The organism is Paenibacillus sp. PL2-23 (genome assembly GCF_040834005.1).
In the GTDB taxonomy this organism is placed as follows: Bacteria; Bacillota; Bacilli; order Paenibacillales; family Paenibacillaceae; genus Pristimantibacillus.
Genome location: NZ_CP162129.1, coordinates 2,477,980 through 2,501,091, shown reverse-complemented (window position 1 = coordinate 2,501,091; position 23,112 = coordinate 2,477,980). Strand labels below are relative to the sequence as shown.

Genomic DNA, 23,112 nt, shown 5'->3' with positions numbered 1-23,112 from the left:
TTGAACCGGGAAGGCGTCATTAGTCGCTTGCCGGCCCCTTTCTCATCTTGGCGATGGATGCGGCGATATCGCTGGACAATGCGTTTAAGCCGGGATAATCCTCCACCTCGAACAGCTCGTTGAACTTCATCTGGAATTGCGCCGCTTCGCGTACCCGGTGGTGGAAATACAAGTCTTGAATGCCGTTCAGCACGCGGGATACCACATTGGACTGCTCCTCGAAATCCGTCTGGGCATCCAAAATTTCCTTCCGGATGCTGGTCATCTCGTTGTCGAGCAGGAACGCCGCTTCCGCCGCCTTCTTCAGCCGAAGCCTCACTTCCTCCGGCAGGCTTTCCTTGAATTTATAATTTAAAGAATGCTCGATCGTCGCCCAGAAATTCATCGCGAGCGTGCGAATTTGAATTTCGGCCAGCACCTCCGTATACCCGAGTGCCGTCTGCACGGGATATTTGACGATGATATGGTAGCTCCGATACCCGCTATCCTTGTAGTTCGTAATATAATCCTTTTCGTAGACCAGCGTCAGATCCTTGCGGCTGCGTATCAACCCCGCCACGCGGTGAATATCGTCGACGAACTGGCACATGATCCGGATGCCCGCAATATCCTCTATGCCTGTGTCCAGCTGATCCGATGCAACGCCAAGCCGCTTCGCCTTCTCCAATATGCTGGAGATGCGCTTGACCCTGCCTGTAACGAATTCAATGGGCGCGTAGGCTTCCCTCAGCTTCAGCTCAACGCGCATGGTTTTGAATTTTACCTTCAATTCTTCAACCGCTTGTTCATACGGCTGCAAAAAAAGTCCCCAGTCTCGTCCGTCCATCCGGCCGCCTCCTGTTTCTAACGATGATCTGCACCCACTGCTTCAGCGATGTGTCGGTAGCCGTCCTTGCGCAAACACTCCTTCAGCCCGCTCGTTAATTCCTTCAGCAGCTCGGGTCCCTTGTAGATAAGCGCGGTATACACCTCAACAAGCGTTGCCCCCGCGCGAATTTTATCGTATGCGTCTTGCGCGGTAAAAATGCCGCCAGAGCCAATGATTGGCAGCTGCCCGCCCGTCTGCCGGTATACGGCTCTTATGACCTCCGTGGACCGCTCGCGCAGCGGCTTGCCGCTTAAGCCGCCCATCTCTCCCGCATGAGCATGAGTCAGGCCCTCGCGCGACAGCGTTGTGTTCGTCGCGATTATGCCCGCAATGCCACTCTCCATAATGGTAGACACGGTATGCTCCAGCTGATCATCCGACATATCCGGCGCGATTTTGACCAGCACATGCTTGGGCTTCGCCTGGCGAGCGGCCGCCTGCCGATCCACTTCCTCCTTGACGGCTCCCAGCAGCTTGCGAAGCTCGTCTCCGTGCTGGAGATCGCGCAGTCCCTGCGTGTTCGGGGAGCTGATATTGACGACAAAGAAGTCTCCGTAATCATACAATATGCGAATGCATGCCTGGTAGTCCTCGTGCGCCAGCTCATTTGGGGTTGTTTTATTTTTGCCGATATTAACGGCGATAGGAATGCTATGTATCTTGCGCTGCGCAAGCGACGCCGCCATCGCTTCTGCTCCTTCATTGTTGAAGCCCATCCGGTTAATAAGCGCCTCGTCCGGCGGCAGTCTGAACAGCCTTGGAAGCTCGTTGCCCGCTTGTCCCTTCGGCGTGACCGTACCAACCTCCGCAAAGCCAAGGCCGATGCTGGAGAAGCCATCCGGCGCCTTCCCGTTTTTGTCCAGGCCCGCGGCCAGGCCGACAGGGTGCGGGAAGCGAAGGCCAAGCACCTCCATGCGCAGCTCGGGCGACTCGGGAACGCCATACATCGTGTTCAGAATCTCCGTTATACCAGGAAACCGGCTTCCTGATGCCAATCCGTCTATGACCAGATGATGAGCCTTTTCCGCATCCATTTTGAATAATAGCGGTTTTAACAAAGAAGTATAAAGCAACATGTTCACTCCGTTCCGATAATTATGCTCTATCGAACAGTTTATCCCTTTTGCGGCAAAAAGAAAAGAGCTCGCGAGGGCAGCGCGGGCTCTGAATGTGACGGCTGTATTGCGACGTTGCGAGAAAACGATTACAATAAGGGCATAGACTTGTACTGAAGGATAATGTATACGGAAAGGTTGATGAATCCATGGGCGCACCAAAACGAAAGCCTGCTACAATGAAAGTGAAACCGAAGGAAGAGGTCAATAAGAAAGCACTTGTCTGGATCGGCTCCATTGTCGGCGTCATCTTCGTTGTCATAGCGGCGTTGTTAATTTTCACTTCTTAGAGCAACAGCCTCGCAGCGGGCTCTAAGTCAACCATTCATACACCTTATGGGGATTGCTTTCGTCCTCCTTGGGCTTCATCCGGAATCGCTCCGGGGCTGGCGCAGGGCTGGTTGGAAGACTCCCTTTTTTTATGCTTACCTTCGTGCCAAGCGGCACCATGTCGTACAGCTCCTCCACATCGGATTTGCCCATCCGGACACAGCCCAGCGATTCGTCTCCCCCGATGCTGCCAGGATCATCCGTGCCATGAATCGCATACAGCGTGTCCGACAGCGTCATGCCCCGGCTGCCGAAGACGCCGTCGTCCCTCCCGTTCGGATTCCTGACCTTCTCGCTAATACGGAACTCGCCCTCCGGCGTCCGGTCTCCGCCAAGACCTACGGGATAGCTGCGAATAATCGTATTCCCTTGCACGACGGCTAATTGATGCTTCGACGGATCCACCACAATCTCAAGCGGCTTGCTCCACGCTTCGTCCAGCAGGCCATTGGACCCTACCAGTTCGCTCTGCCCCCTGCCAGATTCCTTGCCGGCGCCGGACTTGTCAGCTGTTGGTCGCTCCGCTCCAGTCCCGTTCTGCTCTCTGAGCTTCATCAGCACGGCTGGGAACGCCTCTCGCATGCCGTCTCCCTCGCCAGCCAAGATGTTGTTGGGATAAGGCTGTATCAGCTCGTCCAGCTTCTGCGGCCATCTTCCGTTTATAGCCTTATAGTGATGGATGGCGCTTGCAAGCGTCCAGTGCATTTCCTGTCTCGACTGCCATTCCCGCCACTGTCGGCGGGCGCCCTCGGCATCTGCCGGCTCGCACCAGCAGGTGTCGCGGTCCAGCATGGACGCGGCGAGCTCGCTTCCGCCGCCCCTCCTCGCAATATCCGCCAGCAAGATGGATTGGCCGCTCCATTGGCTCCATCCGTCCCGCTCCTCGAGGCGCGCCGCGATCACTTGTCCGGGCCCGGCATCGCCGGCAGCCGCCACCTTGCCCAAGGCATATCCGATTGGCTGCTCCTCTCCTTCTGGAACGAGAACGACTCCAAAACCCGGTTCCTGCTCCAATGATGTCACAGCAGTCCCTATTTTATGATTGAAAAAGCTGCTGACAGGCAGGGCGAGCGCAAGCACCAGCAGCGGCGCGGCCAACAATGTCACCTTACGGAGCAGCTTGCGCTTGTTCTTCTGCTTCTCCCACTCCTTTAATCCATCCAGTCCCGCTTCAGCAAGCGGATGCGCCTCCTGCTCAAATGCATCATATATATCTCCCGCTTGGATAAAGCAGTAATTGGCTTTGGCCTCCTTGCCTTCCTCGCGGTAATATTTGCCCAGCAAATACCACCCCATCTTGTTGTCGGGATGCTCGGTCACAAATTTCTTCAAATAAAGGATATCCTCCGGATTATCCATTCTTCTCCCCCCTCGGTCTGCCTTGATAGACCATATATCGGCAATCCTCAGCGAAGCCTTCATACCTTTTCCAAATTTGTGCACAAAAAAACTCTCCCCTGCCGATATGCTCAGCCTGAGAGAGTCGCTATGAATGATGAGATGACTAGCCGGCAGCGTTGAACGGCTCATCGGCAATCTTGATGGAGTCCGTCGGGCAGCCGTCGCATGCATCCTGCAAATCGTCGTACATATCCTCTGGAATTTCGGTATTGCCTTTATTGCCGTCGCCTTCGAAGATGACCTCGGCCAATCCTTCGTCGTCGTAATCGTAAATGTCAGGCGCTGTCGCTCCGCATGCCCCGCAAGCGATACAAGTGTCCTTCTCAACCCATGTGTACTTAGCCATGGTCCATATCCTCCTTATTATAGACGGAATCATTCCGTTCAACTTGACTATAATAACTGACTTCTTCACTCATCAATATATAACAAACTATCGTCTTTTTGCAAGGATGTCCCCCGAATTCGTTTGTTGCGGATCAGTGTCGAAGGATCATCGCCCAGCATTCCCGCGGTAAGCACGGCGTCCTCGCCGAACCGATCCCGAAGCTGATCCATCGTCTTGGTCAGAGCGTCCTTCTTCGGCTGCTCCTCGTAGCTGAACAGGTCGAGCTGGAACGCCGTATCCTCGACCGGAGCCAGATTCTGCAGCGTAACGCCAAGCAGCCGGATGGGGTCGCCAGCCTTCCAATGCTTCAGAAACAGCTTGCGAGCCTCCCTATTGATGTCCTCTGTCGATTGTGTAGCAGTGCCCAGCGTATGCGATCTCGTTATCGTCGTCATATCCGGCCTGCGAATGGTCACCTGCACGGTGGACGCCGCCAGCTTCTGTCTTCTCAGCCTCCTGCCCGTCTGGTCAGACAAATTCAGCAGAATGCGGAATACGTCCTCCTGCTCCGTCACATCATTCGGAAGCGTCGTGGTATGCCCGATTGACTTGCTCCTCGCGCGGTCAGGGTTAACCGGAGCATGATCGATGCCATGCGCCGCGGATTTCATCCAGGCGCCAATCACGCCGAACTGCTTGATCAGCATGGCTTCATCCGCGGCCGCCAGCTGGCCGATGGAATGAATGTTCAGCTTCTGGAGCTTCTCCGCCGTCTTGCCTCCGATGCCGAACAGTGTGCCGCAAGGCTTATCCCAGAGCAGCCTGGGCACGTCCCGCAAGCGAAGCACCGTCAGCCCCATTGGCTTGTGCATATCGGAAGCCATCTTGGCAAGCAGCTTATTGGGGGCGAGGCCAATGGAGGACGGCAGCCCCCATTCCGTTCGAATCCGATGCTGAAGCGTCTCCGCGATCTCCAGCGGCGTCCCCAGCAGCTTGGAGCCTGTAATATCCAAGTAGCATTCATCAATCGATACGGGCTCGACCATTGGGGTGAACTGCCGGGCAATGGACATAAAACCTTGGGAATACTGGCGGTAAAGGTTGAAGTCCGGCTTGATCAGCAGCAGCTCCGGACAGCGCTTCAGCGCTTGCTTGACCGGCATGCCGGTCTTAACGCCCAGCCTGCGAGCCGCGTACGAGCATGTCACGATGATGCCCTTGCGCTCCTCCATGCTGCCGGAAACTGCGGTGGGCTTATCCTTATAATATTCCGGCTGCTCCGCTTCATGCACGGAACAATAAAATGCGTTCATATCCAAATGAATGATGACTCTTCCTTTGGCCGGATAATGATCCTTTACGTCGTTCATGGCTCGCTCGCTGCGCCTCCAGTTCCCCCAAAATGCGTATGCCCGTTCCCATTTCCTTCAGCATATCGCTCTCCGCTCGGCAAGTCAATGAAAGCTATTCCGAAAAATTGCTCAGCCCCCTCTACTTTAAAGAAATAAAGTGTTATAATAGTAAATTATGATTTGAATTGGCCATCAGTGAAGGAGGCGTCAACCGATATGTCCGCAAACATCTCAATCTTTGACACGACGCTGCGCGACGGAACGCAAGGCGAAGGAATCAGCTTATCCGCTGACGACAAGCTCAAAATTGCCCAGAAGCTCGACGCTTTAGGCGTTCATTATATTGAAGGCGGCAATCCTGGCAGCAACAGCAAGGATATTGAATTTTTCCAACGTGTCAAGTCACTCCAGTTAAACGCTCGCATTACCGCGTTCGGCAGCACCCGCCGCAAAAATTCGGCAGCGGAGCATGACGCAAGCCTGCTTCGTATTGTGGAATCCGGCGTGCCTGCCGCAACGCTTGTCGGTAAAGCGTGGGATTTCCACGTCCATACGGCGCTTCAGACGACGCTTGAAGAAAATCTGGCCATGATCTATGACTCCTTCGCCTTCCTGAAGCGGAGCGGCATGGAGGCGATGTATGACGCGGAGCACTTCTTCGACGGCTACAAGAACAACCCGGAATACGCGTTAGCCGCGCTTCGCAAGGCGCAGGACGCCGGCGCAGACTGGCTGGTGCTGTGCGATACGAACGGCGGCACGCTGCCTGGCGAAATTCATGAGATCGTCTCGCGTGTCCGCTCTGAGCTGTCTGCAGCAATCGGCATTCATACCCACAACGACTGCGAGCTGGCCGTCGCCAACTCCCTGGCCGCCGTACAAGCCGGTGCGAGACAGGTTCAAGGCACGATCAACGGATATGGCGAGCGCTGCGGCAATGCCAACCTGTGCTCCATCATTCCGAACCTGCAGCTGAAGATGGGCTACGATTGCCTGCCTGCAGACAGGCTGCGCACGCTGACAAATACGGCTCGTTACATTAGCGAAATCGCCAATGTGCATATGCCGGTCGGCCAGGCCTATGTAGGCAACGCCGCGTTTGCTCACAAGGGCGGCATTCATGTATCCGCTATTATGAAGGATTCCAAGACCTATGAGCATATTGAGCCGGAGCTGGTCGGCAACAAGCAGCGAATCCTTGTGTCGGAGCTGGCTGGCCAGAGCAATATTATTTCCAAAGCGGCGGAGCTGGGCCTGGATGTCAACACTAACAACGACAAGACCAAGCAGATCATCGACCAAATCAAGGACCTGGAGCATCAAGGCTATCAGTTCGAGGGCGCCGACGCTTCCCTGGAGCTTCTGCTTCGCGAAGCGTTCACCGACATGAAAGAGATGTTTACGGTGGAGTCGTTCAAGATGCACGTAGAGAAAACAAGCGCCGGTATGATCTCCGAGGCGATTGTGAAGATCAACGTGGACGGCCAGCAGGTCTATACCGCGGCAGAGGGCAATGGTCCCGTCAACGCGCTGGATAACGCGCTTCGCAAGGCGCTAGTGCAATTCTATCCCAAGATCGAGCAGTTCCATCTGTCCGATTACAAGGTTCGTGTCATCGACGAGAAGGACGCGACCGCTGCCAAGGTCCGTGTGCTTGTAGAATCAACGGGACTCGACAACACCTGGAGCACGGTCGGCGTATCCAGCAACGTCATCGAAGCAAGCTGGGAAGCGCTGCTGGGCAGCATCCGCTATGCCCTTCTGGGCATGGACAAGGTTGCGGGCGGCACAACCGATACGCCCGAGCGCCTCGGCCTCGTGAATCACTAAACACAAAAAGCTGCGAATCGCTATACACCATGCGATTCGCAGCTTTTGTTATTCACAGCCACTTCTGGATGAGGCGTTCCCACTCCTCATAGGTAATAACCCCATTGATTCGTTCCCGGATGACGCCTTCGCTGTCAATCAGGAAGCTCGTGGGGAAGGTATTCACCTTGTACAGCTTGGTCACATCGCCTGGCCGATCCATGAGAATCGGGAAGGTGAAGCCCTGGTCCTCCACAAACTGCCTGGCTGCCCGCTCCTTGTCGAACTTGGTGGAGTTGACGCCGTACATGCTCAGCTTGTCGCCGTAGCGCTCATGCAGCTTCTGCAGATCCGGAGCCTCCAGCTCACAGGGACCGCACCAGGAGGCCCAGAAGTTGACGAACAGCAGCTTTTCGCTCTTCCCGCCAATGAGATGCTCCTCATCGGCAAGATCCGGTAGCGTGAAGCTGGCCGCCTCAAAGCCAGCCTTCGGCTTAAACGACTCATCGGCCGACGCCTCCGTCGACGCTGAATCGTCCTGATTATATTGATACACGGCCAGGCCGGCAAAAAATATCGCGATAATGAACACCACCGCTACTTTTCTCATAATCCCAGATTCCTCTTTCCATTCCGGATATCGTGTTAACCAGACTCATCGTATCATGCGTTTGGGACAAGCTCAAGACAGCGGGGCCATTAGCCATAAAACCGTCAAGTTTATCCCCGCATCCTCATTTTCGGTATGAAGCGGCGGATTCATACCTCAAGTCTGTTATACTAATGAAATGGAGGTGTATGATGGATATGTCATTAAACCGGGATTGCTCGATCCTGCAGTCGACTTACCATAACTTAATTACAGTCTGCACAGCCTCATATCCTCAGGAGGCATGCGGCATTCTGGCCTGCTCCAGCCATTCCGCTGCCATCGATATCATCATCCCGATAACGAATGCGCATCCTCGGCCGCAGCGCGCGTTCGCTTTCGACCCCGTGGAATGGACCAGCGTCTTCTTCTCCATGCAAAAAAACCGACAACAGCTTGTCGGCTTCTTTCATTCGCACCCTGCCTCGGCACCGCTGCCGTCGCCGCGCGACGAGAGGGGGTTCCTGCCTCAGACAGGCATGAGCTATTGGGTGATCTCATTAATGGACGAGGAGCGGCCGCTCGTTCAGCCGTATCGCCAGCTGGATGGACAATTCCAAGCGATTCCATTAATGCTTGCTTAGATAAGCGTATAAGTCGCCCAGCGTTGTGATGTTACGTTCTTTAATTCGCTTCAAATATTTGCCAAGCAGCTCGGCCGTCATGATAGAGTCCTCCAGCGCATGATGTCTAACCGTAATGGGGATGCCTGCGCTGATCAGCATCTCGTCCAGGCCATAGCTGTCTCTGCCTGGCTCCAGCCACTTGGCGATCATCATGGTATCCAGCACTCGATGATTCAAATATACCTTGGACGTTCTCCAAAGAGCTACATTCAGAAATTGCTTGTCATGGCCTGCAGAGTGAGCGACAAGCAGCCGTCTGCCGATAAACGCCATAAAATCATGCAGCACCGTCATCAAGTCCGGAGCGTCCTGCACCATATCATTGGATATGCCTGTAAGCTCCTCAATCGACTTCGGAATGGGGCGCTTCGGATTAACCAGACTATAGAAGGACTCTCCCTCCACACACTGGCCTCCCCGAACGACAACAGCGCCGAAAGAAATAATTTCGTCGCCGTTGTTCGGGTTGAAGCCAGTCGTCTCCAAATCGAAAACGACCATTTCCATATCCATAAGAGGAGTATCCATAATCGATTGCTTGCGCTGCTCGCGATTCGCATTGCGGATAAAGGCCATTTGCTGAGCGTTCTGCGAACCGAATACCGACGCGATGGCAGGCGTAACGCCCCCCATCTTGTATAAGCTCCACATTCGCCCAACGCCTTTTTGCTCTTTCATTACAGTCCACCGCCTTACTCTTACATCAGCCGGCCAACGGTATGCTTATATACATATCTCTGCAACCGCTTGCCCTGCTTGAGGCTGCTCTTCAGCTCATCCGTCATTTCCTTGGTCATCTTGCCCTTGTGCAGCTTGCCGTTATTGGCGTAGACGCCATTCTCTATCTGCTCGGTCGTCATAAGCCGCAGCCGCAATATGAACCGGAACGACTGCTCGTAGATCTCGCCGTCCTCCTTGGACAGCTTGCCCGCTTCAACCAGTCTTCGAATCCGATCCAATGTGGAGGTCTCCCGAATGCCGGACTGAATCGCAAGCATACGAACGGAATTCACCATCGGTATATACGCGCCGTATTTAATATCCAGACTGCCCGCATCCTCGCCATAGCGCTCTCTGAGCAGCTGTCCGAATATGCCGACGAGCACCTTGTGCCGCATCGTATTATCGATCATACGTCTAATGATGACTGGGTGGTCGAGCGTATCGGAATAAAATAGATCCTTGAGGCGCGCCACCAGGCTATGGTCGCCATACACACATCGGCCGTCCGCGATAATGAGCAGCGTTCTTACCGTCTCCCAAGCCGGCTCCCGGAACCACGTGCCCAAGATGGCATCCCAATCGCTGATGGAATTGCACCAGCCTTCATTGTCGCTCATGACATTTCCTTCACAAGGCGGGTAGCCGAGGGCTACTAGATTGCTTACAATCAGCTTGCATAACGCCAAAAAATATTGCTTGGTTGCCTCTTCTTTGCCGCTTTCAGGATCCTGATACACCACGCCGCTATCCTGGTCGCTGGACAAAGTTTGCTCCTTCCGTCCGCCGCTGCCGAACAATAGATACGCGTAAGGCACGGGGGGAGACCCTTTCCCCAACCGTGCCATTTCCGCTTCCGAGAGCTGAATCGCCCTTGCTATGATGGCGTCATGCATCTCGTTTAATTGTTCATTCAATTGTTCAACCGGCCGCGTAGGGAAGAGAGCTATCATCTGCTCGTGAAATTGATCGCGTAAGCAGCGCAGTTCGTCAATATGATCAGCCGAGCCGATCCCCTTGGCAAGCTGCGATCTCATCGGATCAGTCATGCTCTGCCCTCTCCCTTCGGTCAGTCCGCTAATCATCTCATGATTAACCTTGGATGCCTTGGCCCGGCTTCTTCAGTTGCTCCGGGTATCCATAAGCGCCGTGCTCGCTCAGGTCGAGTCCGATAATTTCTTGCTCTTCCGTTACGCGGAAGCCCATGATCTTCTTCATAACGCCAAGCACCAGGAACGATGCCACAAGTACGAAGATGCCGACAACGACAACGGATTCGAATTGAACCCACAATTGCTTCCAGCTGCCTGTGTCGATCAAGCCGCCTGTACCGATACCAACCTTGTCAGCCAGCTCTTGCGTAGCGAAGATACCATTAGCGAGCGTACCCCAAATACCTGCCATACCGTGAACGGACAGAGCGTAGATAGGATCATCCACTTTAAATTTCTCGAACATCTTCACGCTGTAGAATACGAGAACGCCTGCTACCAAACCGATAACAACTGCCGCCCATGGATCAACGAATGCGCAGGAAGCCGTGATCGCAACCAGACCTGCAAGCGTACCGTTAAGCATAGTCGTAATATCCGCTTTGCCAGTGACAGCCCAAGAGATGAGGAGTGCCGCCACGCCGCCGCCGCCAGCGCCAAGCATCGTTGTGAATGCGACATAAGTGAAGAAGCCGTCGCCGATCGCAACTGTCGAGCCTGCGTTGAAGCCGAACCAGCCAACCCACAGAAGCAATACGGAAAGTGCAGTAAATACTTGGTTATGGCCCAAAATTTCGTTAGCCGAGCCGTCCTTGTTGAATTTGCCGATACGCGGCTTCAATAGAACGGTTGCCGCGAATGCAGCGAGCGCGCCTGTTAAGTGAACGACTGTGGAGCCGGCGAAGTCTTGCGCGCCGTCTTCAGCCAGCCAGCCGCCGCCCCAAATCCAGTGAGCGACTGTCGGGTAGATCAAGCCTACGAAGAACAGTGTAAAGACGATATAGGAGGACAATTTCGCACGTTCTGCAAATCCGCCCCATGCAATTGAAAGCGAGATAGCTGCAAAAGCGAGCTGGAACAGGAAGAATACGCCGTTCGGGTAGCTGTCGCCTTCTTCAGCTGCCAGCTGTGGATCGAAGAAGAAATCGCCCCAGCCAATAAATTGCGCGATGCTGCTGTCGCCGCCAAATGCGATGCCGTAACCAAATGCCCAATAGATAAGTGCTGCGAGACCTACAGTGAAGATGGTTTTGCCGGCAACGTGGCCAGCATTTTTCATTCGAGTTGAGCCTGCTTCCAGAAGGATAAAGCCGCCTTGCATTAATAGTACCAGAATGAATGCCAGCATGACCCAGAGTGAATTCAATCCCATGTCCAGTGTTGCAGTTGGATCAGACGCGAACGCCACAACTGGGAAGAGGATTGTCATTAATCCTAACGCGAGAAAAGTCTTCTTAATCAATACGACCACTCCTTTAATGTTATGTTCCCTAACACATGACGAAAGACTTAATGTCATTATAGAGGGAAGATCCTCATTTGACAATATACTTTTTCACTTTTTACAAAAAAAATCTAACGTTCGGCATCAAATCTGACACGAACGTTAAGCTTTTTACTATTTTTGCCTAAGAATCGTTGCATTATGGCCCTGATCTTTCGCATTTAGACCTCCTCTCTCCTATTTCAGTGTTACGTTTAGTAGAAGAGCAGCACGTATTCGGCCTAGTCCTTATGGCAGAGTCCTGTCACACGTTTGACTGTATAGTTTATACCTATTAAAATTATGATAGAACTTATTATAATAAGGCGGTGATGAGATGGAGGCTGCCCCATTGTACCGAATCGGCGAGTTAGCGAAGCTTGCCAAGCTCAGCGCAAGAACCATTGACTACTACACCTCGCTGGGTCTAGTCGAACCTGCCAAGCGCACCGACAAAAACTACAGATTGTACGCTCATGAAACTTTACTGCGTCTGCAGCGTATTGAGGAAATGAAAAAGGACAAATATACGTTGGATGAGATCAAAGCGAGCTTGGACGCTTGGAGCAGGATTACACCGGAGGAGCAGCTGTCCTTGAAGCTGACAGAGATCCAGCAGCACTTAAGCCAGCTGGAACGGGAAGTGAAGGAGCTGGAGCCCGTTATCAAGCAGTTGAAGCCGCGTCAAGCCCATCGCTTGTACACGAGCCTAACGCCTCAGACTGCGGCGTGTATTGAAGCTCTCATGCTTCTAATGAACAAGAGCACTCTCATGTAACAAAGTCCTGACACAACCCCTTGGAGGAATGAAACCATGTACATCATGATTATTGCCGCTTTTGCATTATCGCTGTGGGCGCAATTTCGCGTCAAAGGCACATTCAAGAAATGGACGAAGGTGGAGACCAGCAGCGGACTAACCGGCTATCAAGCAGCAAGAAGAATGCTGGACCATAATGGACTATATGATGTCCCTATTGAACCGATTCCCGGCACGCTTACGGATCATTACGACCCCATTCATCGCGTTGTGCGCCTGTCTGAGCCGGTTTATTACGAAAGTACGATTTCAGCCGTTTCGGTTGCTTGCCACGAGGTTGGCCATGCCATACAGCATTCCGTGAAGTACCCGTTCCTGGTGGCGCGCCACCGCATCTTCCCAGTCGTCAATATCGCTTCCGGTATCGCGCCATTCCTGCTTATCGCCGGCATCCTGATGCAGCAGTTCAGCCTGCTGGGACTGGGGATCGTATTATTCTCCGCAGCGGTAGCCTTCCAACTCATTACGCTGCCTGTCGAATTTAACGCAAGCAATCGGGCACGCGCCCTGATGCTGTCGCAAGGCTTTGTCACGCAAGACGAGGAGCGCGGAGTGGCCAAGGTGCTTAACGCAGCCGCTTTAACATATGTCGCTGCCGCCCTTCTCTCCCTGCTGGAGCTCATCCGGTATATTCTGATGTTCACACAGAGCCGGGAAGAATAGAATAGCCCAGCAACAGCCAAGAGCCCCCTGGTTGATCAATGACGATCATCCAGGGGGCTCTTCCCGTCCAGCAGCCGCTGCTGATGGCTACAGCTCCTTCTCGCTATGGAAATAACGGAGCAGGAAATTATGGAACACCTTAGCTACCAGCGGCAGCTTCTCATTGCTGCGATGTATAAGTCCAATTGTTCGGGTCACAACAGGGTTGATGATACGAACCTTAGCCGGCTGCAGCGGTCCAGTATGATGCAGCGCAAGCTCAGGCAGCACACTGACGCCCATCCCCGCCGCTACAAGGCCTCTGATTGTATCCGTCTCCTCTCCCTCGAAGCCGATCTTCGGCTCGAAGCCTGCCTGCAGACAAGCGTCCCATACAATAGGACGAAGCGAATACCCTTCGCTGAACAGGACAAACGTCTCCTCCTGCAGCTGATGAAGCTCGATGGCATGCTCCCCCGACAATGGATGCCCTGGCGGCAGTATGGCATACAGCTCCTCCGTCAGCAGCACCTCTCCGCACACCTGCTCATGCTCCTTGGGGAAGGGGGAAATGAAAGCGAGATCAATATCACCCTTAATTAAATCCCGGATCAGTGTAGGATACATACCTTGCTTGAACCGGAATTTCACATCAGGATGCAGCTTCCGGAAGGACGCCACCACTTGCGGGATTAGCGATATACCCAGGCTGTGTGGAAAGCCCAGTCGAATCTCCCCCTTCTCAGGGTCCAGAAATTCATGTATCTCAATGACAGCGCGCTCCAGATCGGCCAGAATGACCTCCGCCCGCTTCAAGAACAGCGATCCCACTGGCGTTAGTTGAAGATTTCTCCCCTTCTGGACGAACAGCTTGACCCCAAGCTCCTCCTCCAATTGGTGAATTTGACGGCTGACGGCAGATTGCGCGACGTGAAGCTCCTCCGCAGCTTGTGTGACATGTTCTTTCCTTGCGACTTTTACGAAATAATAAAGCTGTCGAAGTTCCATACGTACCGGTCTCTCCCGTAACCCATTCTGTTTTACTGCAACTACATACGCCATTTATTGGACAATGGTCTTTTGTAACGATTATAATGTTCTCGTACCATTACTATTTCATCCCGAGGAGGAACCGTTAATTATGGCACAAGAACGTACAGGCGCAGCAACGCTTAAAGGAAATCCAATCACACTCATCGGTCCAGAGCTGAAAGCAGGAGACCAAGCTCCAGACTTCACACTGAACAAATCTTTGACCGAAACCGTATCCCTTCAGGATTACGCCGGCAAGGTGAAGCTGATCAGTGTCATTCCATCCATCGACACAGGCGTCTGCGACGCGCAAACCCGTCGATTCAACGAAGCGGCAGCCGCTCTTGGTGACAACGTTGTTATTCTGACAGTCAGCGTCGATACGCCATTCGCGCAAGCGCGCTGGTGCGGTGCTGCAGGCGTCGATAAAGTGGTCATGCTGTCCGATTACAAGAACAACAGCTTCGGAGAAGCTTATGGCGTTCTGATCAAGGAATTAGCACTCGACATGCGCTCCATATTCGTTATCGACGGCAGCAACAAGCTTACATATGTTGAATACCTGGCCGAAATGACGGAGCATCCGAACTACGAGCAAGCGATCGAGGCGGCTAAAGCTTTGATCTAGAGGAACAATAGACCGCAAACAAAGCGAGTGAAGGCAAGCCTTCACTCGCTTTGTTATGTATCAGCTATTGACCTTGACAGCTGCGAGCTTCTTGTCCAAAGTCCGGTAAATATCAATAATTACGCGATAATTGGAGCCAAGATCGCCGAGGGACCCACGAGAAGCAGAGTAGATATCAACAGCCGAGGTAACAGGGTTCACGCCAATGACGGATACCGTAATATCCATCGTCCTTCCCGTCATCGTACGCTTCTCCAAGACGATCTCACCGACGGACGGCACTTCATGTAATACCTTATAGCCTTGCATCTTCTTCAGAGTGGATACCACCTCATCCCAAGCCTTCTCCTTGGAAAGCTTGTAGATGTGCGATTTCAGCACTGGATCCTTGGCTCTGTCGCCTGTCAGTTCATGACTGCGCAGCAGCCCGATCAAGGTCCGCTTCAACAAAAACAATTCCCCCTCTATCGCTATCTGCATACTTCTTATCATACCATGTTTTCATATATGAAAAAAGAGCCAAAGCCAGACGAAAGCTGGCTCAAGCTCTTCACGTTCAAAGAAAAACCCGCCTATGCCGTCCGACTCACATGTTTCTGAACCCGCTCTCGCAGGTGGGTGTCCGCAGCGATGCTTTTGAGATCCCCTTTCGAGGGCGTGTCAGCCGCATGGCAATATAGGTCTCCCGTGAAACAGCCATTGGTTCAAAACAACGAAGAGCCGTGACGAACATCGCAGGATGTATTGCTATTATAGACTGAACACGGCGAAAAGTAAACTTCAGCGCTTTGTTATTTGTTGGATTCCTTATAATCATCCTTCAGCAGGTCTTCGCGGTCCATCTCCGCCGCCTCTTCAGCGGCTTCCTCTTCCGCTTGCTTCAGCTTCTCCGCCTGCTCCTGCAGCTTCATGTAAATAATATTGAAGTTCCAGAACGCGAGATACGCGCAGATGCTACCCATAAAAAACGGAATCAGGAATGTAAACTGGAAGAAGCTGATGTAAATGACCAAGCCGCACATAATGACCGTCGACAACGAGCGGAATGGCTTACCGATGGTAATAAGTAAAGCGTTTTTAATTAATTGAAACGTTTTCATATGGTAATGCACAAGCATCGAAAAGAAGTTGAATAAGGAGGCTCCCGCCAGCGCCAGAAACGCCAGGAATATATAGGAGACAATATTAAATTCTTCCCTGTAAAAAATAAAGTTCACAACAAGCACGGCAAACAGCAGGGTGTAGATTAGTCCGCCGATCATGCTTTGCTTGTAGTTTTCCTTATACCCTCGGAAAAAGGTTTTGAGCAGCGCGGCGTCCGCCTCTCCCGTTACCCACTTGCGGGCAACCGTGAACATAGCGGCTGTAGCCGGGAAAAAGGTAAACGGCATTAAAACGGCCAGCAAAATGAGCGGGAACATAAGCATTTGAAGCGCGCCGTATTGGTCTACATTGGCTGTGGTGAGGCTGCTTAGTCCCATAATGAGGACCAGGACTACCGGCAGCGAACAAATAATCCACAATAGATTAATAACCGAAAGCCTCATGATCCATTCGGAGATTCGATAGAATCCTCCCATAAGTCCTCTAGGTTCCATACGCTAACGCCTCCAGTGAAATAGTTGATTGAAGGGGGCTTGTCCCACGATCCGAGTCAATAGACCGCCCATTTCTTGCAGGATAGGCCCCAGTCTAAGCGACATTCGCCCCTCTGCATAGGATGTAATGTAATCACCATTCAGATGATTAAAAGGAGGTTGCTATTATGGGCAACGTTGGTGCAGGTTACGGTTACAACTCGGTTGGCGCTATCCTCGTATTGTTTATCCTTCTGGTCATCATCGCAAAAACCATTTGCTCCTACTAACCTTCACAAAGAAAATCGGGGAGGTCCGGATGCCCGCTAGGCATCACGGACTTCCCCGTTTTTGTTCTTCATGCGATGGCAGCCGCGTACGGCTGCTGAGCCTTAATTGTTCGCGAAGTCTTCACCGGAGCTCTTAGGACGGCGAGTCTCTCCGCTGCGGCCTTCGCCGCTGCGCTTGTATCCGCCGCCGCCACGGTTCTCATAGCTGCTGCCGCCGCTGCGACCCTCGTAGCCGCCGCGCGAGCCGCCGCCGCTGTAGCTGCCGCGTCTGTCGTCGCGACCGCGATAACCGCCACCGCCGCTGCTTCCTCCACTGCGGTTCCCGCCGTAGGACGAGCCGCCGCTGCGGTTGAATGGACGACCGTTGGAACGAATATCCGGTCTGCGCTTTTTGGCGCGAAGCGGCTCTTCAGGCGTCAATTCGATGTCGATGTTTTTCTTCTCGCCAGTAATCAGCTTCATTGCGGCAGCCAGGAGATGCACGGAGTCGTATTGCTCCAGCAACTGAATGGCGATCGCTTTGTATTCGCTGAACTCCTCGTTCTGCACGATTTCGAGCAGGCGCTCAGCCGTTACGCGCTGCTTGCCTTCGATCGCTTCCGCGATGCTTGGCAGCGGCTTGCGGTTCATGCGCTGACGCGTAATACGCTCAATAAAGTGCAGGTGATCGATCTCGCGCGGCGTAACGAAACTCCACGCCGTACCTTCCTTGCCCGCGCGGCCTGTACGGCCGATACGGTGTACATAGCTCTCCGGGTCCTGCGGAAGATCGAAGTTGATAACGTGCGTCACGCCGGATACGTCGAGGCCGCGAGCCGCAACGTCAGTCGCCACGAGCACGTCGATGCTGCCGTCGCGGAATTTGCGCATTACATTGTCACGCTGATTCTGCGACAAGTCCCCATGAAGGCCGTCAGCGGAGTAGCCGCGCTTCTGCAGCGCTTCGCTCAGCTCGTCTACGCGGCGCTTCGTGCGTCCGAATATAATAGCGAGCTCTGGGGACTCCATATCCAGCAATCGGCTTAGCGCTTCGAACTTCTGACGCTCATGCACTTCAATGTATGATTGCTCGATCGACGGCGCCGTCACTTGCTTCGGAATAACCGAAACATGCTCCGGATCCTTCAGGAACTGCTGCGCCAGCTTCTGGATGTTGATCGGCATTGTGGCCGAGAACAGCATCGTTTGGCGCTCCTCTGGAACCAGCTTCAGGATGGACTGAATGTCCTCCATAAAGCCCATGTCCAGCATTTCGTCCGCTTCGTCCAGCACGACGGTCTGTACGTCCTCGAGACGGATCGTCTTGCGGTTGATGTGGTCGAGCAGCCTGCCTGGCGTTCCAATAATAATTTGAGGCTTCTTCTTCAGAGCGCGAATCTGACGGCCGATTTCCTGACCGCCGTAAATCGGCAGGGAGCGAAGACCTTTGTATCGAGTAAGCTTCCCGATTTCATCCGCCACCTGAATAGCGAGCTCACGGGTTGGCGTCATCACAAGCGCAACAATACGTTCCTCGCTGACCGGAATTTTGTTAATGAGCGGAATTCCGAATGCCGCTGTTTTGCCCGTGCCTGTCTGTGCTTGGCCGATCAGATCGCGGCCAGTCATTGCCACTGGGATAGACTTGTCTTGGATCGGGGTGGATTCCTCGAATCCAAGTTCGGTAATTGCTTGCAACACTTTTGGTTCCAAGCCAAATTCAGCAAATGTTTTCAAACTTTTCTCATACTCCTTCTATCTAAAGCCTGCTTATAGAATATCCAAATCATTATAGCACAAATGAGAAGATGAATACCAGTTAACCGGCAAATCCATACTATACCGACAACATTGACCGTTGGGAGCGATAGCATGAACCCGTACAAACGACGTTATTTCATGTCCTTGCCCATGATGACGATCGGCTCACTGCTAGTCGCCGCCGGCTTCAACTTATTGCTTATTCCCCATCAGCTGCTAAGCGGCGGCTTGTCCGGCATTGCGATGATGATCGGGTATGTGACCGGCGGCAATATCGGTTGGCTCTATTTGATTCTTAATATTCCCGTTCTGATCTGGGGCTGGTTCAGCCTGGGCAGACGGTTTATATTCTGGAGCATCTACAATGTGCTTATGTCTACGCTCTTCCTGCAGCTCATCCCCGTTATCCACATCGCGGACGACATCCTGCTCGGAGCAATATTCGGCGGCATTGTAGTCGGCTTCGGCAGCGGCCTTACGCTGCGCTACGGCGGCTCCTCCGGCGGCTTCGACATTATCGCGTCCATCGTGACCCGAAGGAGAGATTTGCCCGTAGGCATGATCATCTTCCTGCTGAACAGCTTTGTCATCGCGATATTGATCTTTTTTACAAAAAACTGGGATCTGGCGCTTTACTCCATGTTCGCCATATTCGCCGCGGGTAAAATCGTCGATTTGGTCCATATCAAGCATCTGAAGGTGACGGCATTTATCATTACAACCCAAACCGAAGAAATATTGTGCAAGCTGCTGACCCATCCGCGCGGCATTACAATCGTGAAGACCAGAGGCGCGTTTTCGTCGCAGGACCGGGACATGCTGATGACCGTAAGAACAAAGTTCGAGCTGGCGGAGCTGACGAAGACGATCATGACCATCGATCCCAAGGCTTTTATCAATGTAGTGGAAACGGTCGGCGTTGTTGGTGATTTTCGCAGGCAGGACGAGTCTTGAACACTACGCAAATATGGAATTTTCATGCAATCTCTATGTTTTTGAAAATGTTCCTGTTATAATGACGGTATCCCGCAGTTTCAAAAAGTTGTACCGTTTCATGCCATAGGTATCCCCTGCAGCTTTCTAGTTTTCCAACAATTAGGACGAAAGGGTGAGGCTAAGATGGATATGGAAACAGTCAAATTGTCGCAAATTGTAGAGAGACTTGCCCCTGAGCTCAGTCCGTTTCTCACCTCGCGCGAGATGGATCTGAATATCGTGCTTCGTGACGGATTAGCGGTGCTTGAGCCAGCCGACGCCATGGAGATTGTGCAGCACAGTATTTGCAATGGTCAGAAACAAGCTTTGTTACAATGACAATTTTTTGAGGGAGCTTTGAACGCTGTGAAGGCCAGTCGGCTTGAATTCGACTGGCCTTTATTTTCATCGGAATCAGTCTGCGAGGAGAGAGCATAATGGACATCATCATTACAGCCTTCATGTTAATGTATAACCTGCTGACAGGTGCAGGGGAAGACAGTGAGAGCGCAAGGAAGATTGCCATCGCTTATCTGAATGCCGCCGCAGGGGAGACGGTCATCCAGCCCGGCATCCCCGATATGCCGGAGCCAGGTCAAATGCCTGAGGAGACTCCCGTCAAAAAAGACCCCCAGCCGGATACACCTCCGATCAAAGGGATCTACGTGACGGCGCACAGCGCAGGCGGTTCGCGCATGGAATCCCTGCTGAAGCTGGTCGACGAAACGGACCTGAACAGCATGGTAATCGACATCAAGGACGATAACGGCTATATTACTTACCCCACCACCACCCCGGAGCTGCTGGAGCTTGGCACTCCGAAGAAGTTTATCGGGGACATCAACGAGCTGATGACAACGCTGAAGAAGCATGACATCTACCCCATCGCGCGCATCGTCGTATTCAAGGATACGGTGCTGTCCGTGAAGAAGCCGGAGCTAAGCTTCCTGCAGGCTGACGGCACGATCTGGAAGAACGGCCGCGGCGAAAGCTTCGTCAATCCGTACCGCCAAGAGGTATGGGATTACAATATTGCGCTGGCCAAGGAAGCCGCCAAGCTGGGCTTTAAGGAGATCCAGTTCGACTACGTCCGGTTCCCGGAGGGCTTCGAGAACCGCGCCGATTCCTTGACCTTTAACAAAACGGATGATTCCCGTGTAGATACAGTAGCCGGCTTCGTCAAATATGCCAGAGAGCAGCTGGAGCCGCTTGGGGTTCGCGTATCCGTCGATATATTCGGCTATGCTGCGTCCGTTCCCGCAGCGGAAGGCATTGGCCAGGATTTTGTGAAAATCTCGAATGATGTGCACGTCATCTCGCCTATGATCTACCCGAGCCATTACAGCACGGGCTGGTTCGATCAGAAAGCGCCGGATCGCAGTCCCTATGAGACCATAGCAGGCGCGATGGAGGATACCCACAAGAAGCTTGCTGACACCGGAGAGCTTAAGCCCATAATTCGGCCATGGATTCAGGATTTTACGGCAAGCTGGCTGGGCAAGGGCAATTATATCAAATACGGCAAAGCCGAGGTGGAAGCCCAGATTAAAGCCTTGCATGATCAGGGCGTACATGAATATTTGTTATGGAACGCAGGCAACAAATATTCGCCTGGGGTTGACTATCGATAGCAACGCAAAAAACTGGCGGAGCAGGCTGCTCCGCCAGTTTTTTATTTTGATTGCATGCTTGGTTACATACTTATCTATTATTGAGACAGGCGTCCCGCCAGCTCATACATCTCCATATCGAACGGCTTTTTGGAATGAACCACTTTATCGATATCAGTCGTCACGAGCTCGCCTTTGGCAACGCCGCAAGCCTTGCCGGAGTCGCCCGCCATCAGCCCTCTAACCGCGAAGTCGCCCAGTCGGCTTGCCAGAATCCGGTCAATCGCAGTCGGCGTGCCGCCGCGCTGAATATGGCCCAGCACCGTGACACGCGCCTCAATGCCGCTCAGCTCCGTAATTTTTTGCTGCACATCCTCGCCCTTGGCCGCGCCTTCCGCTACAACGATAATACTGTGGCGCTTGCCTTTGGCAAAGTTGTTCTTCATACGCTCCGCTACCTCAGCCAGGTCGAACGGCACCTCAGGAACAAGAATCGTCTCCGCGCCGCTCGCCAGACCGGCATGAAGCGCAATATCGCCGCAATGGCGGCCCATAACTTCCACAATAGAGGAACGCTCATGAGAGGACATCGTATCGCGAATTTTGTTAATCGCGTCCACTACGATGCTGACCGCTGTATCAAAGCCGATTGTGAAATCAGTAAATGGAATGTCATTATCGATCGTGCCCGGCAGGCCCATCGTCTTGATGCCCAGCTTACTCAGCTTGTTCGCACCTTGATAAGAGCCGTCTCCGCCGATTACGACCAGGCCGTCGATTCCGCGTGCGCGAAGAATGTCGGCGCCGCGCTGTTGGCCTTCAGGCGTCATAAACTCCTTGCAGCGGGCTGTCTGAAGAATAGTGCCGCCGCGCTGAATAATATCGCCTACGCTGCGAAGATCCATCGGGCGCAGATCGTCGTTCAGCAGGCCTTGGTAGCCGCGCTGAACGCCGTATACCTCAAGACCGTGAAATAACGCGCTGCGGACTACGGCACGAACGGCCGCATTCATCCCCTGGGAATCTCCTCCGCTTGTCAAAACTGCGATTGATTTTACTGCAGACATGATTAACGCCTCCACCATATAATTTATTTATGTGTATTGACTGCGAATCCAATTGCTGTTGATCAGGAAAAAAATACGCGTAAGCGGACTGTTCTTCATCAGCTGCCTCGATACTTCCTTCACTTCCTTCTGGTGCCGGACCTTAGGGTCTGACAGGTAAAGCGCCAGCAAGCCTTCAATAATCAGGCGATGGAATCGCCATCCCGGAAGCCGCTTGATGTCCTCTCTTGCCCGCCCTACAATAACCCCGATTCGTTCAACAAGAAGCGCCTTGTCTTCGTAGTAATTGCAAAAGTTCAAATCCCCGCCTCGTCTGTCTTCCTCCTGGTCGATCAGATAGTCCAGCATGATGTGCAGTCCGCACACATGGGGGAAATACAGCTGGCGTATGTACCTTGCGTCCTGATGGGACAAGCTCGCCTCGCTGGCCGCCAGAAACAGCATAAACATGCCTAGCGTGGAGCCCGTTGCGGCCGCGAACTCGTTCCACCGCAGGTGCGGGTACTTATGCTGATGGTCCTCCCACCAGGTCAGCAGCTGCGGCTCCCGCAGCTCCTTGCGAATATGCTTGTACACCTGCAGATCGCCATACAAGCTGACCAGCTCCGTTACGTCGGCCTGAACGCTGCCATAGGAAGGCAGCTTGCTGACCTGCTCCTGGCACGTCCGAACAAGATGGTGCAGGTAGCCGCCGTCGTCGCGTTCCTGGCGCAGCGCGTAATAATCCCTCAGTTGGGCGCCCGGATTCACGGCATCCAGCATGGATTGATGCAGCAGCCGGAAATCATCGGGATCCAGCGAGGTGCTGCGGTCGCACAGATTATCCAGATAGTCGCTGATCGTCTGGAGCGCTACGATCAGAGGAATGAGGATGTGCCTGTAGCTTAGATTGGCCGCGGCGTACACGCCCCCGCCTTGACAATGAAATTTCTTGTCTTGCATGCTGCTAAGCGCCTGCGTGCGCAACTCCGGGTCCGGAATGGCCTCGGCAATCTCACGCAGCTTGCCGAGCTCCTCTTCCACGCAGGGAAGTATGTATTTGTAAACGCGATGCATCA

Annotated in this window: 24 protein-coding genes and 1 other RNA gene; 9 read left to right on the top strand and 16 right to left on the bottom strand. The window is 53.2% G+C overall.

All coding sequences use genetic code 11. From position 1 onward, the window contains the following. Positions 1–19: 19 nt before the first annotated feature. The 5 genes from AB1S56_RS10525 to AB1S56_RS10505 all read right to left on the bottom strand — a co-directional run bounded on the left by AB1S56_RS10525 (position 20) and on the right by AB1S56_RS10505 (position 5,412). Complete coding sequence (locus AB1S56_RS10525) at positions 20–826, bottom strand: GTP pyrophosphokinase family protein (protein WP_340867922.1); 807 nt, start codon at positions 824–826, stop codon at positions 20–22. Between the two features lie 17 nt (positions 827–843). Next, on the bottom strand, positions 844–1,941 hold the full coding sequence (locus tag AB1S56_RS10520) for a quinone-dependent dihydroorotate dehydrogenase (protein WP_340868023.1): 1,098 nt from the start codon (positions 1,939–1,941) through the stop codon (positions 844–846). A gap of 354 nt (positions 1,942–2,295) precedes the next feature. Then, a complete protein-coding gene (locus tag AB1S56_RS10515; RefSeq protein WP_340867923.1) occupies positions 2,296–3,756 on the bottom strand; it encodes a L,D-transpeptidase in 1,461 nt (486 codons plus the stop codon). A gap of 61 nt (positions 3,757–3,817) precedes the next feature. Further along, positions 3,818–4,060 (bottom strand): ferredoxin, encoded by a 243-nt coding sequence (locus AB1S56_RS10510; protein WP_340867924.1) that lies wholly within the window; start codon positions 4,058–4,060, stop codon positions 3,818–3,820. Positions 4,061–4,125: 65 nt separating this feature from the next. Further along, positions 4,126–5,412: a DNA polymerase IV gene (locus AB1S56_RS10505; RefSeq protein ID WP_340867926.1), complete on the bottom strand. Its 1,287-nt coding sequence runs from the start codon at positions 5,410–5,412 to the stop codon at positions 4,126–4,128. A gap of 198 nt (positions 5,413–5,610) precedes the next feature. On the opposite strand from AB1S56_RS10505, the gene cimA reads away from it, so the two are divergent. Continuing rightward, positions 5,611–7,224: a citramalate synthase gene (gene cimA / locus AB1S56_RS10500; protein ID WP_340867927.1), complete on the top strand. Its 1,614-nt coding sequence runs from the start codon at positions 5,611–5,613 to the stop codon at positions 7,222–7,224. A 52-nt stretch (positions 7,225–7,276) separates the two neighbouring features. Here the strand turns inward: cimA and AB1S56_RS10495 are convergent, their stop codons facing one another. Further along, complete coding sequence (locus tag AB1S56_RS10495) at positions 7,277–7,813, bottom strand: TlpA disulfide reductase family protein (protein WP_340867928.1); 537 nt, start codon at positions 7,811–7,813, stop codon at positions 7,277–7,279. A 197-nt stretch (positions 7,814–8,010) separates the two neighbouring features. On the opposite strand from AB1S56_RS10495, the gene AB1S56_RS10490 reads away from it, so the two are divergent. Then, positions 8,011–8,436, top strand: a complete 426-nt coding sequence (locus AB1S56_RS10490; RefSeq protein WP_340867930.1) for a M67 family metallopeptidase — start codon at positions 8,011–8,013, stop codon at positions 8,434–8,436. Here the strand turns inward: AB1S56_RS10490 and AB1S56_RS10485 are convergent. The 3 genes from AB1S56_RS10485 to AB1S56_RS10475 are packed head-to-tail and all read right to left on the bottom strand — an operon-like array spanning position 8,422 to position 11,652. Beyond that, entirely contained in the window at positions 8,422–9,156 is a 735-nt protein-coding gene (locus AB1S56_RS10485) for a 3'-5' exonuclease (protein WP_340867931.1), read from the bottom strand. The two genes, AB1S56_RS10490 and AB1S56_RS10485, sit on opposite strands and share 15 nt — an antisense overlap. A 20-nt stretch (positions 9,157–9,176) precedes the next feature. Then, positions 9,177–10,247, bottom strand: a complete 1,071-nt coding sequence (locus AB1S56_RS10480) for a DUF294 nucleotidyltransferase-like domain-containing protein (protein ID WP_340867932.1) — start codon at positions 10,245–10,247, stop codon at positions 9,177–9,179. A 43-nt stretch (positions 10,248–10,290) separates the two neighbouring features. Further along, positions 10,291–11,652 (bottom strand): ammonium transporter, encoded by a 1,362-nt coding sequence (locus AB1S56_RS10475; RefSeq protein WP_340867933.1) that lies wholly within the window; start codon positions 11,650–11,652, stop codon positions 10,291–10,293. Between the two features lie 358 nt (positions 11,653–12,010). On the opposite strand from AB1S56_RS10475, the gene AB1S56_RS10470 reads away from it, so the two are divergent. Both AB1S56_RS10470 and AB1S56_RS10465 read left to right on the top strand, forming a co-directional pair. Then, a complete protein-coding gene (locus AB1S56_RS10470) occupies positions 12,011–12,451 on the top strand; it encodes a MerR family transcriptional regulator (RefSeq protein ID WP_340867934.1) in 441 nt (146 codons plus the stop codon). A 36-nt stretch (positions 12,452–12,487) separates the two neighbouring features. Then, positions 12,488–13,156: a zinc metallopeptidase gene (locus tag AB1S56_RS10465; protein ID WP_340867935.1), complete on the top strand. Its 669-nt coding sequence runs from the start codon at positions 12,488–12,490 to the stop codon at positions 13,154–13,156. 87 nt (positions 13,157–13,243) lie between these two features. Here AB1S56_RS10465 and AB1S56_RS10460 read toward each other — a convergent pair whose 3' ends face one another. Then, entirely contained in the window at positions 13,244–14,143 is a 900-nt protein-coding gene (locus tag AB1S56_RS10460; RefSeq protein ID WP_340867936.1) for a LysR family transcriptional regulator, read from the bottom strand. 133 nt (positions 14,144–14,276) lie between these two features. Here AB1S56_RS10460 and tpx point away from each other — a divergent pair, with 133 nt between their 5' ends. Next, the gene (tpx, locus tag AB1S56_RS10455) at positions 14,277–14,795 is read left to right on the top strand and encodes a thiol peroxidase (protein ID WP_340867938.1); all 519 of its coding nucleotides are present in this window, start codon (positions 14,277–14,279) and stop codon (positions 14,793–14,795) included. A gap of 60 nt (positions 14,796–14,855) precedes the next feature. Here the strand turns inward: tpx and AB1S56_RS10450 are convergent, their stop codons facing one another. From AB1S56_RS10450 to AB1S56_RS10440, 3 genes are all read right to left on the bottom strand, one after another. Further along, positions 14,856–15,245 (bottom strand): DUF1499 domain-containing protein, encoded by a 390-nt coding sequence (locus AB1S56_RS10450; protein ID WP_340867939.1) that lies wholly within the window; start codon positions 15,243–15,245, stop codon positions 14,856–14,858. Positions 15,246–15,356: 111 nt separating this feature from the next. Then, positions 15,357–15,539, bottom strand: a non-coding RNA gene (ssrS, locus tag AB1S56_RS10445) — 6S RNA. 47 nt (positions 15,540–15,586) lie between these two features. Beyond that, positions 15,587–16,393, bottom strand: coding sequence for a DUF624 domain-containing protein (locus AB1S56_RS10440; RefSeq protein ID WP_340867941.1), 807 nt, complete (start codon positions 16,391–16,393; stop codon positions 15,587–15,589). 167 nt (positions 16,394–16,560) lie between these two features. Between AB1S56_RS10440 and AB1S56_RS10435 the strand changes: the two genes are divergently transcribed. Next, positions 16,561–16,662, top strand: a complete 102-nt coding sequence (locus AB1S56_RS10435) for a YjcZ family sporulation protein (protein ID WP_340867943.1) — start codon at positions 16,561–16,563, stop codon at positions 16,660–16,662. Positions 16,663–16,764: 102 nt separating this feature from the next. On the opposite strand, the gene AB1S56_RS10430 is transcribed toward AB1S56_RS10435, so the two are convergent. Next, the gene (locus tag AB1S56_RS10430) at positions 16,765–18,378 is read right to left on the bottom strand and encodes a DEAD/DEAH box helicase (protein WP_340867945.1); all 1,614 of its coding nucleotides are present in this window, start codon (positions 18,376–18,378) and stop codon (positions 16,765–16,767) included. Between the two features lie 135 nt (positions 18,379–18,513). On the opposite strand from AB1S56_RS10430, the gene AB1S56_RS10425 reads away from it, so the two are divergent. The 3 genes from AB1S56_RS10425 to AB1S56_RS10415 all read left to right on the top strand — a co-directional run bounded on the left by AB1S56_RS10425 (position 18,514) and on the right by AB1S56_RS10415 (position 21,008). Next, on the top strand, positions 18,514–19,356 hold the full coding sequence (locus AB1S56_RS10425) for a YitT family protein (RefSeq protein ID WP_340867947.1): 843 nt from the start codon (positions 18,514–18,516) through the stop codon (positions 19,354–19,356). 165 nt (positions 19,357–19,521) lie between these two features. Then, entirely contained in the window at positions 19,522–19,716 is a 195-nt protein-coding gene (locus tag AB1S56_RS10420; protein WP_340867949.1) for a hypothetical protein, read from the top strand. 98 nt (positions 19,717–19,814) lie between these two features. Continuing rightward, entirely contained in the window at positions 19,815–21,008 is a 1,194-nt protein-coding gene (locus AB1S56_RS10415; protein WP_340867952.1) for a putative glycoside hydrolase, read from the top strand. Positions 21,009–21,085: 77 nt separating this feature from the next. Here AB1S56_RS10415 and pfkA read toward each other — a convergent pair whose 3' ends face one another. Then, entirely contained in the window at positions 21,086–22,054 is a 969-nt protein-coding gene (gene pfkA, locus AB1S56_RS10410) for a 6-phosphofructokinase (protein WP_340867953.1), read from the bottom strand. A gap of 27 nt (positions 22,055–22,081) precedes the next feature. Continuing rightward, on the bottom strand, positions 22,082–23,110 hold the full coding sequence (locus tag AB1S56_RS10405; RefSeq protein ID WP_340868024.1) for a tetraprenyl-beta-curcumene synthase family protein: 1,029 nt from the start codon (positions 23,108–23,110) through the stop codon (positions 22,082–22,084). Between the last annotated feature and the right edge of the window lie 2 nt (positions 23,111–23,112).

Coding starts and splice junctions, on each gene's coding strand:
- AB1S56_RS10490 (WP_340867930.1), top strand. CDS start 8,011: ATGTCATTAAACCGGGATTGCTCGATCCTGCAGTCGACTTACCATAAC.
- AB1S56_RS10525 (WP_340867922.1), bottom strand. CDS start 826: ATGGACGGACGAGACTGGGGACTTTTTTTGCAGCCGTATGAACAAGCG.
- AB1S56_RS10460 (WP_340867936.1), bottom strand. CDS start 14,143: ATGGAACTTCGACAGCTTTATTATTTCGTAAAAGTCGCAAGGAAAGAA.
- AB1S56_RS10440 (WP_340867941.1), bottom strand. CDS start 16,393: ATGGAACCTAGAGGACTTATGGGAGGATTCTATCGAATCTCCGAATGG.
- AB1S56_RS10480 (WP_340867932.1), bottom strand. CDS start 10,247: ATGACTGATCCGATGAGATCGCAGCTTGCCAAGGGGATCGGCTCGGCT.
- AB1S56_RS10505 (WP_340867926.1), bottom strand. CDS start 5,412: ATGAACGACGTAAAGGATCATTATCCGGCCAAAGGAAGAGTCATCATT.
- AB1S56_RS10470 (WP_340867934.1), top strand. CDS start 12,011: ATGGAGGCTGCCCCATTGTACCGAATCGGCGAGTTAGCGAAGCTTGCC.
- AB1S56_RS10510 (WP_340867924.1), bottom strand. CDS start 4,060: ATGGCTAAGTACACATGGGTTGAGAAGGACACTTGTATCGCTTGCGGG.
- AB1S56_RS10465 (WP_340867935.1), top strand. CDS start 12,488: ATGTACATCATGATTATTGCCGCTTTTGCATTATCGCTGTGGGCGCAA.
- AB1S56_RS10420 (WP_340867949.1), top strand. CDS start 19,522: ATGGATATGGAAACAGTCAAATTGTCGCAAATTGTAGAGAGACTTGCC.
- AB1S56_RS10405 (WP_340868024.1), bottom strand. CDS start 23,110: ATGCATCGCGTTTACAAATACATACTTCCCTGCGTGGAAGAGGAGCTC.
- AB1S56_RS10425 (WP_340867947.1), top strand. CDS start 18,514: ATGAACCCGTACAAACGACGTTATTTCATGTCCTTGCCCATGATGACG.
- AB1S56_RS10415 (WP_340867952.1), top strand. CDS start 19,815: ATGGACATCATCATTACAGCCTTCATGTTAATGTATAACCTGCTGACA.
- AB1S56_RS10495 (WP_340867928.1), bottom strand. CDS start 7,813: ATGAGAAAAGTAGCGGTGGTGTTCATTATCGCGATATTTTTTGCCGGC.
- AB1S56_RS10485 (WP_340867931.1), bottom strand. CDS start 9,156: ATGAAAGAGCAAAAAGGCGTTGGGCGAATGTGGAGCTTATACAAGATG.
- AB1S56_RS10435 (WP_340867943.1), top strand. CDS start 16,561: ATGGGCAACGTTGGTGCAGGTTACGGTTACAACTCGGTTGGCGCTATC.
- cimA (WP_340867927.1), top strand. CDS start 5,611: ATGTCCGCAAACATCTCAATCTTTGACACGACGCTGCGCGACGGAACG.
- pfkA (WP_340867953.1), bottom strand. CDS start 22,054: ATGTCTGCAGTAAAATCAATCGCAGTTTTGACAAGCGGAGGAGATTCC.
- tpx (WP_340867938.1), top strand. CDS start 14,277: ATGGCACAAGAACGTACAGGCGCAGCAACGCTTAAAGGAAATCCAATC.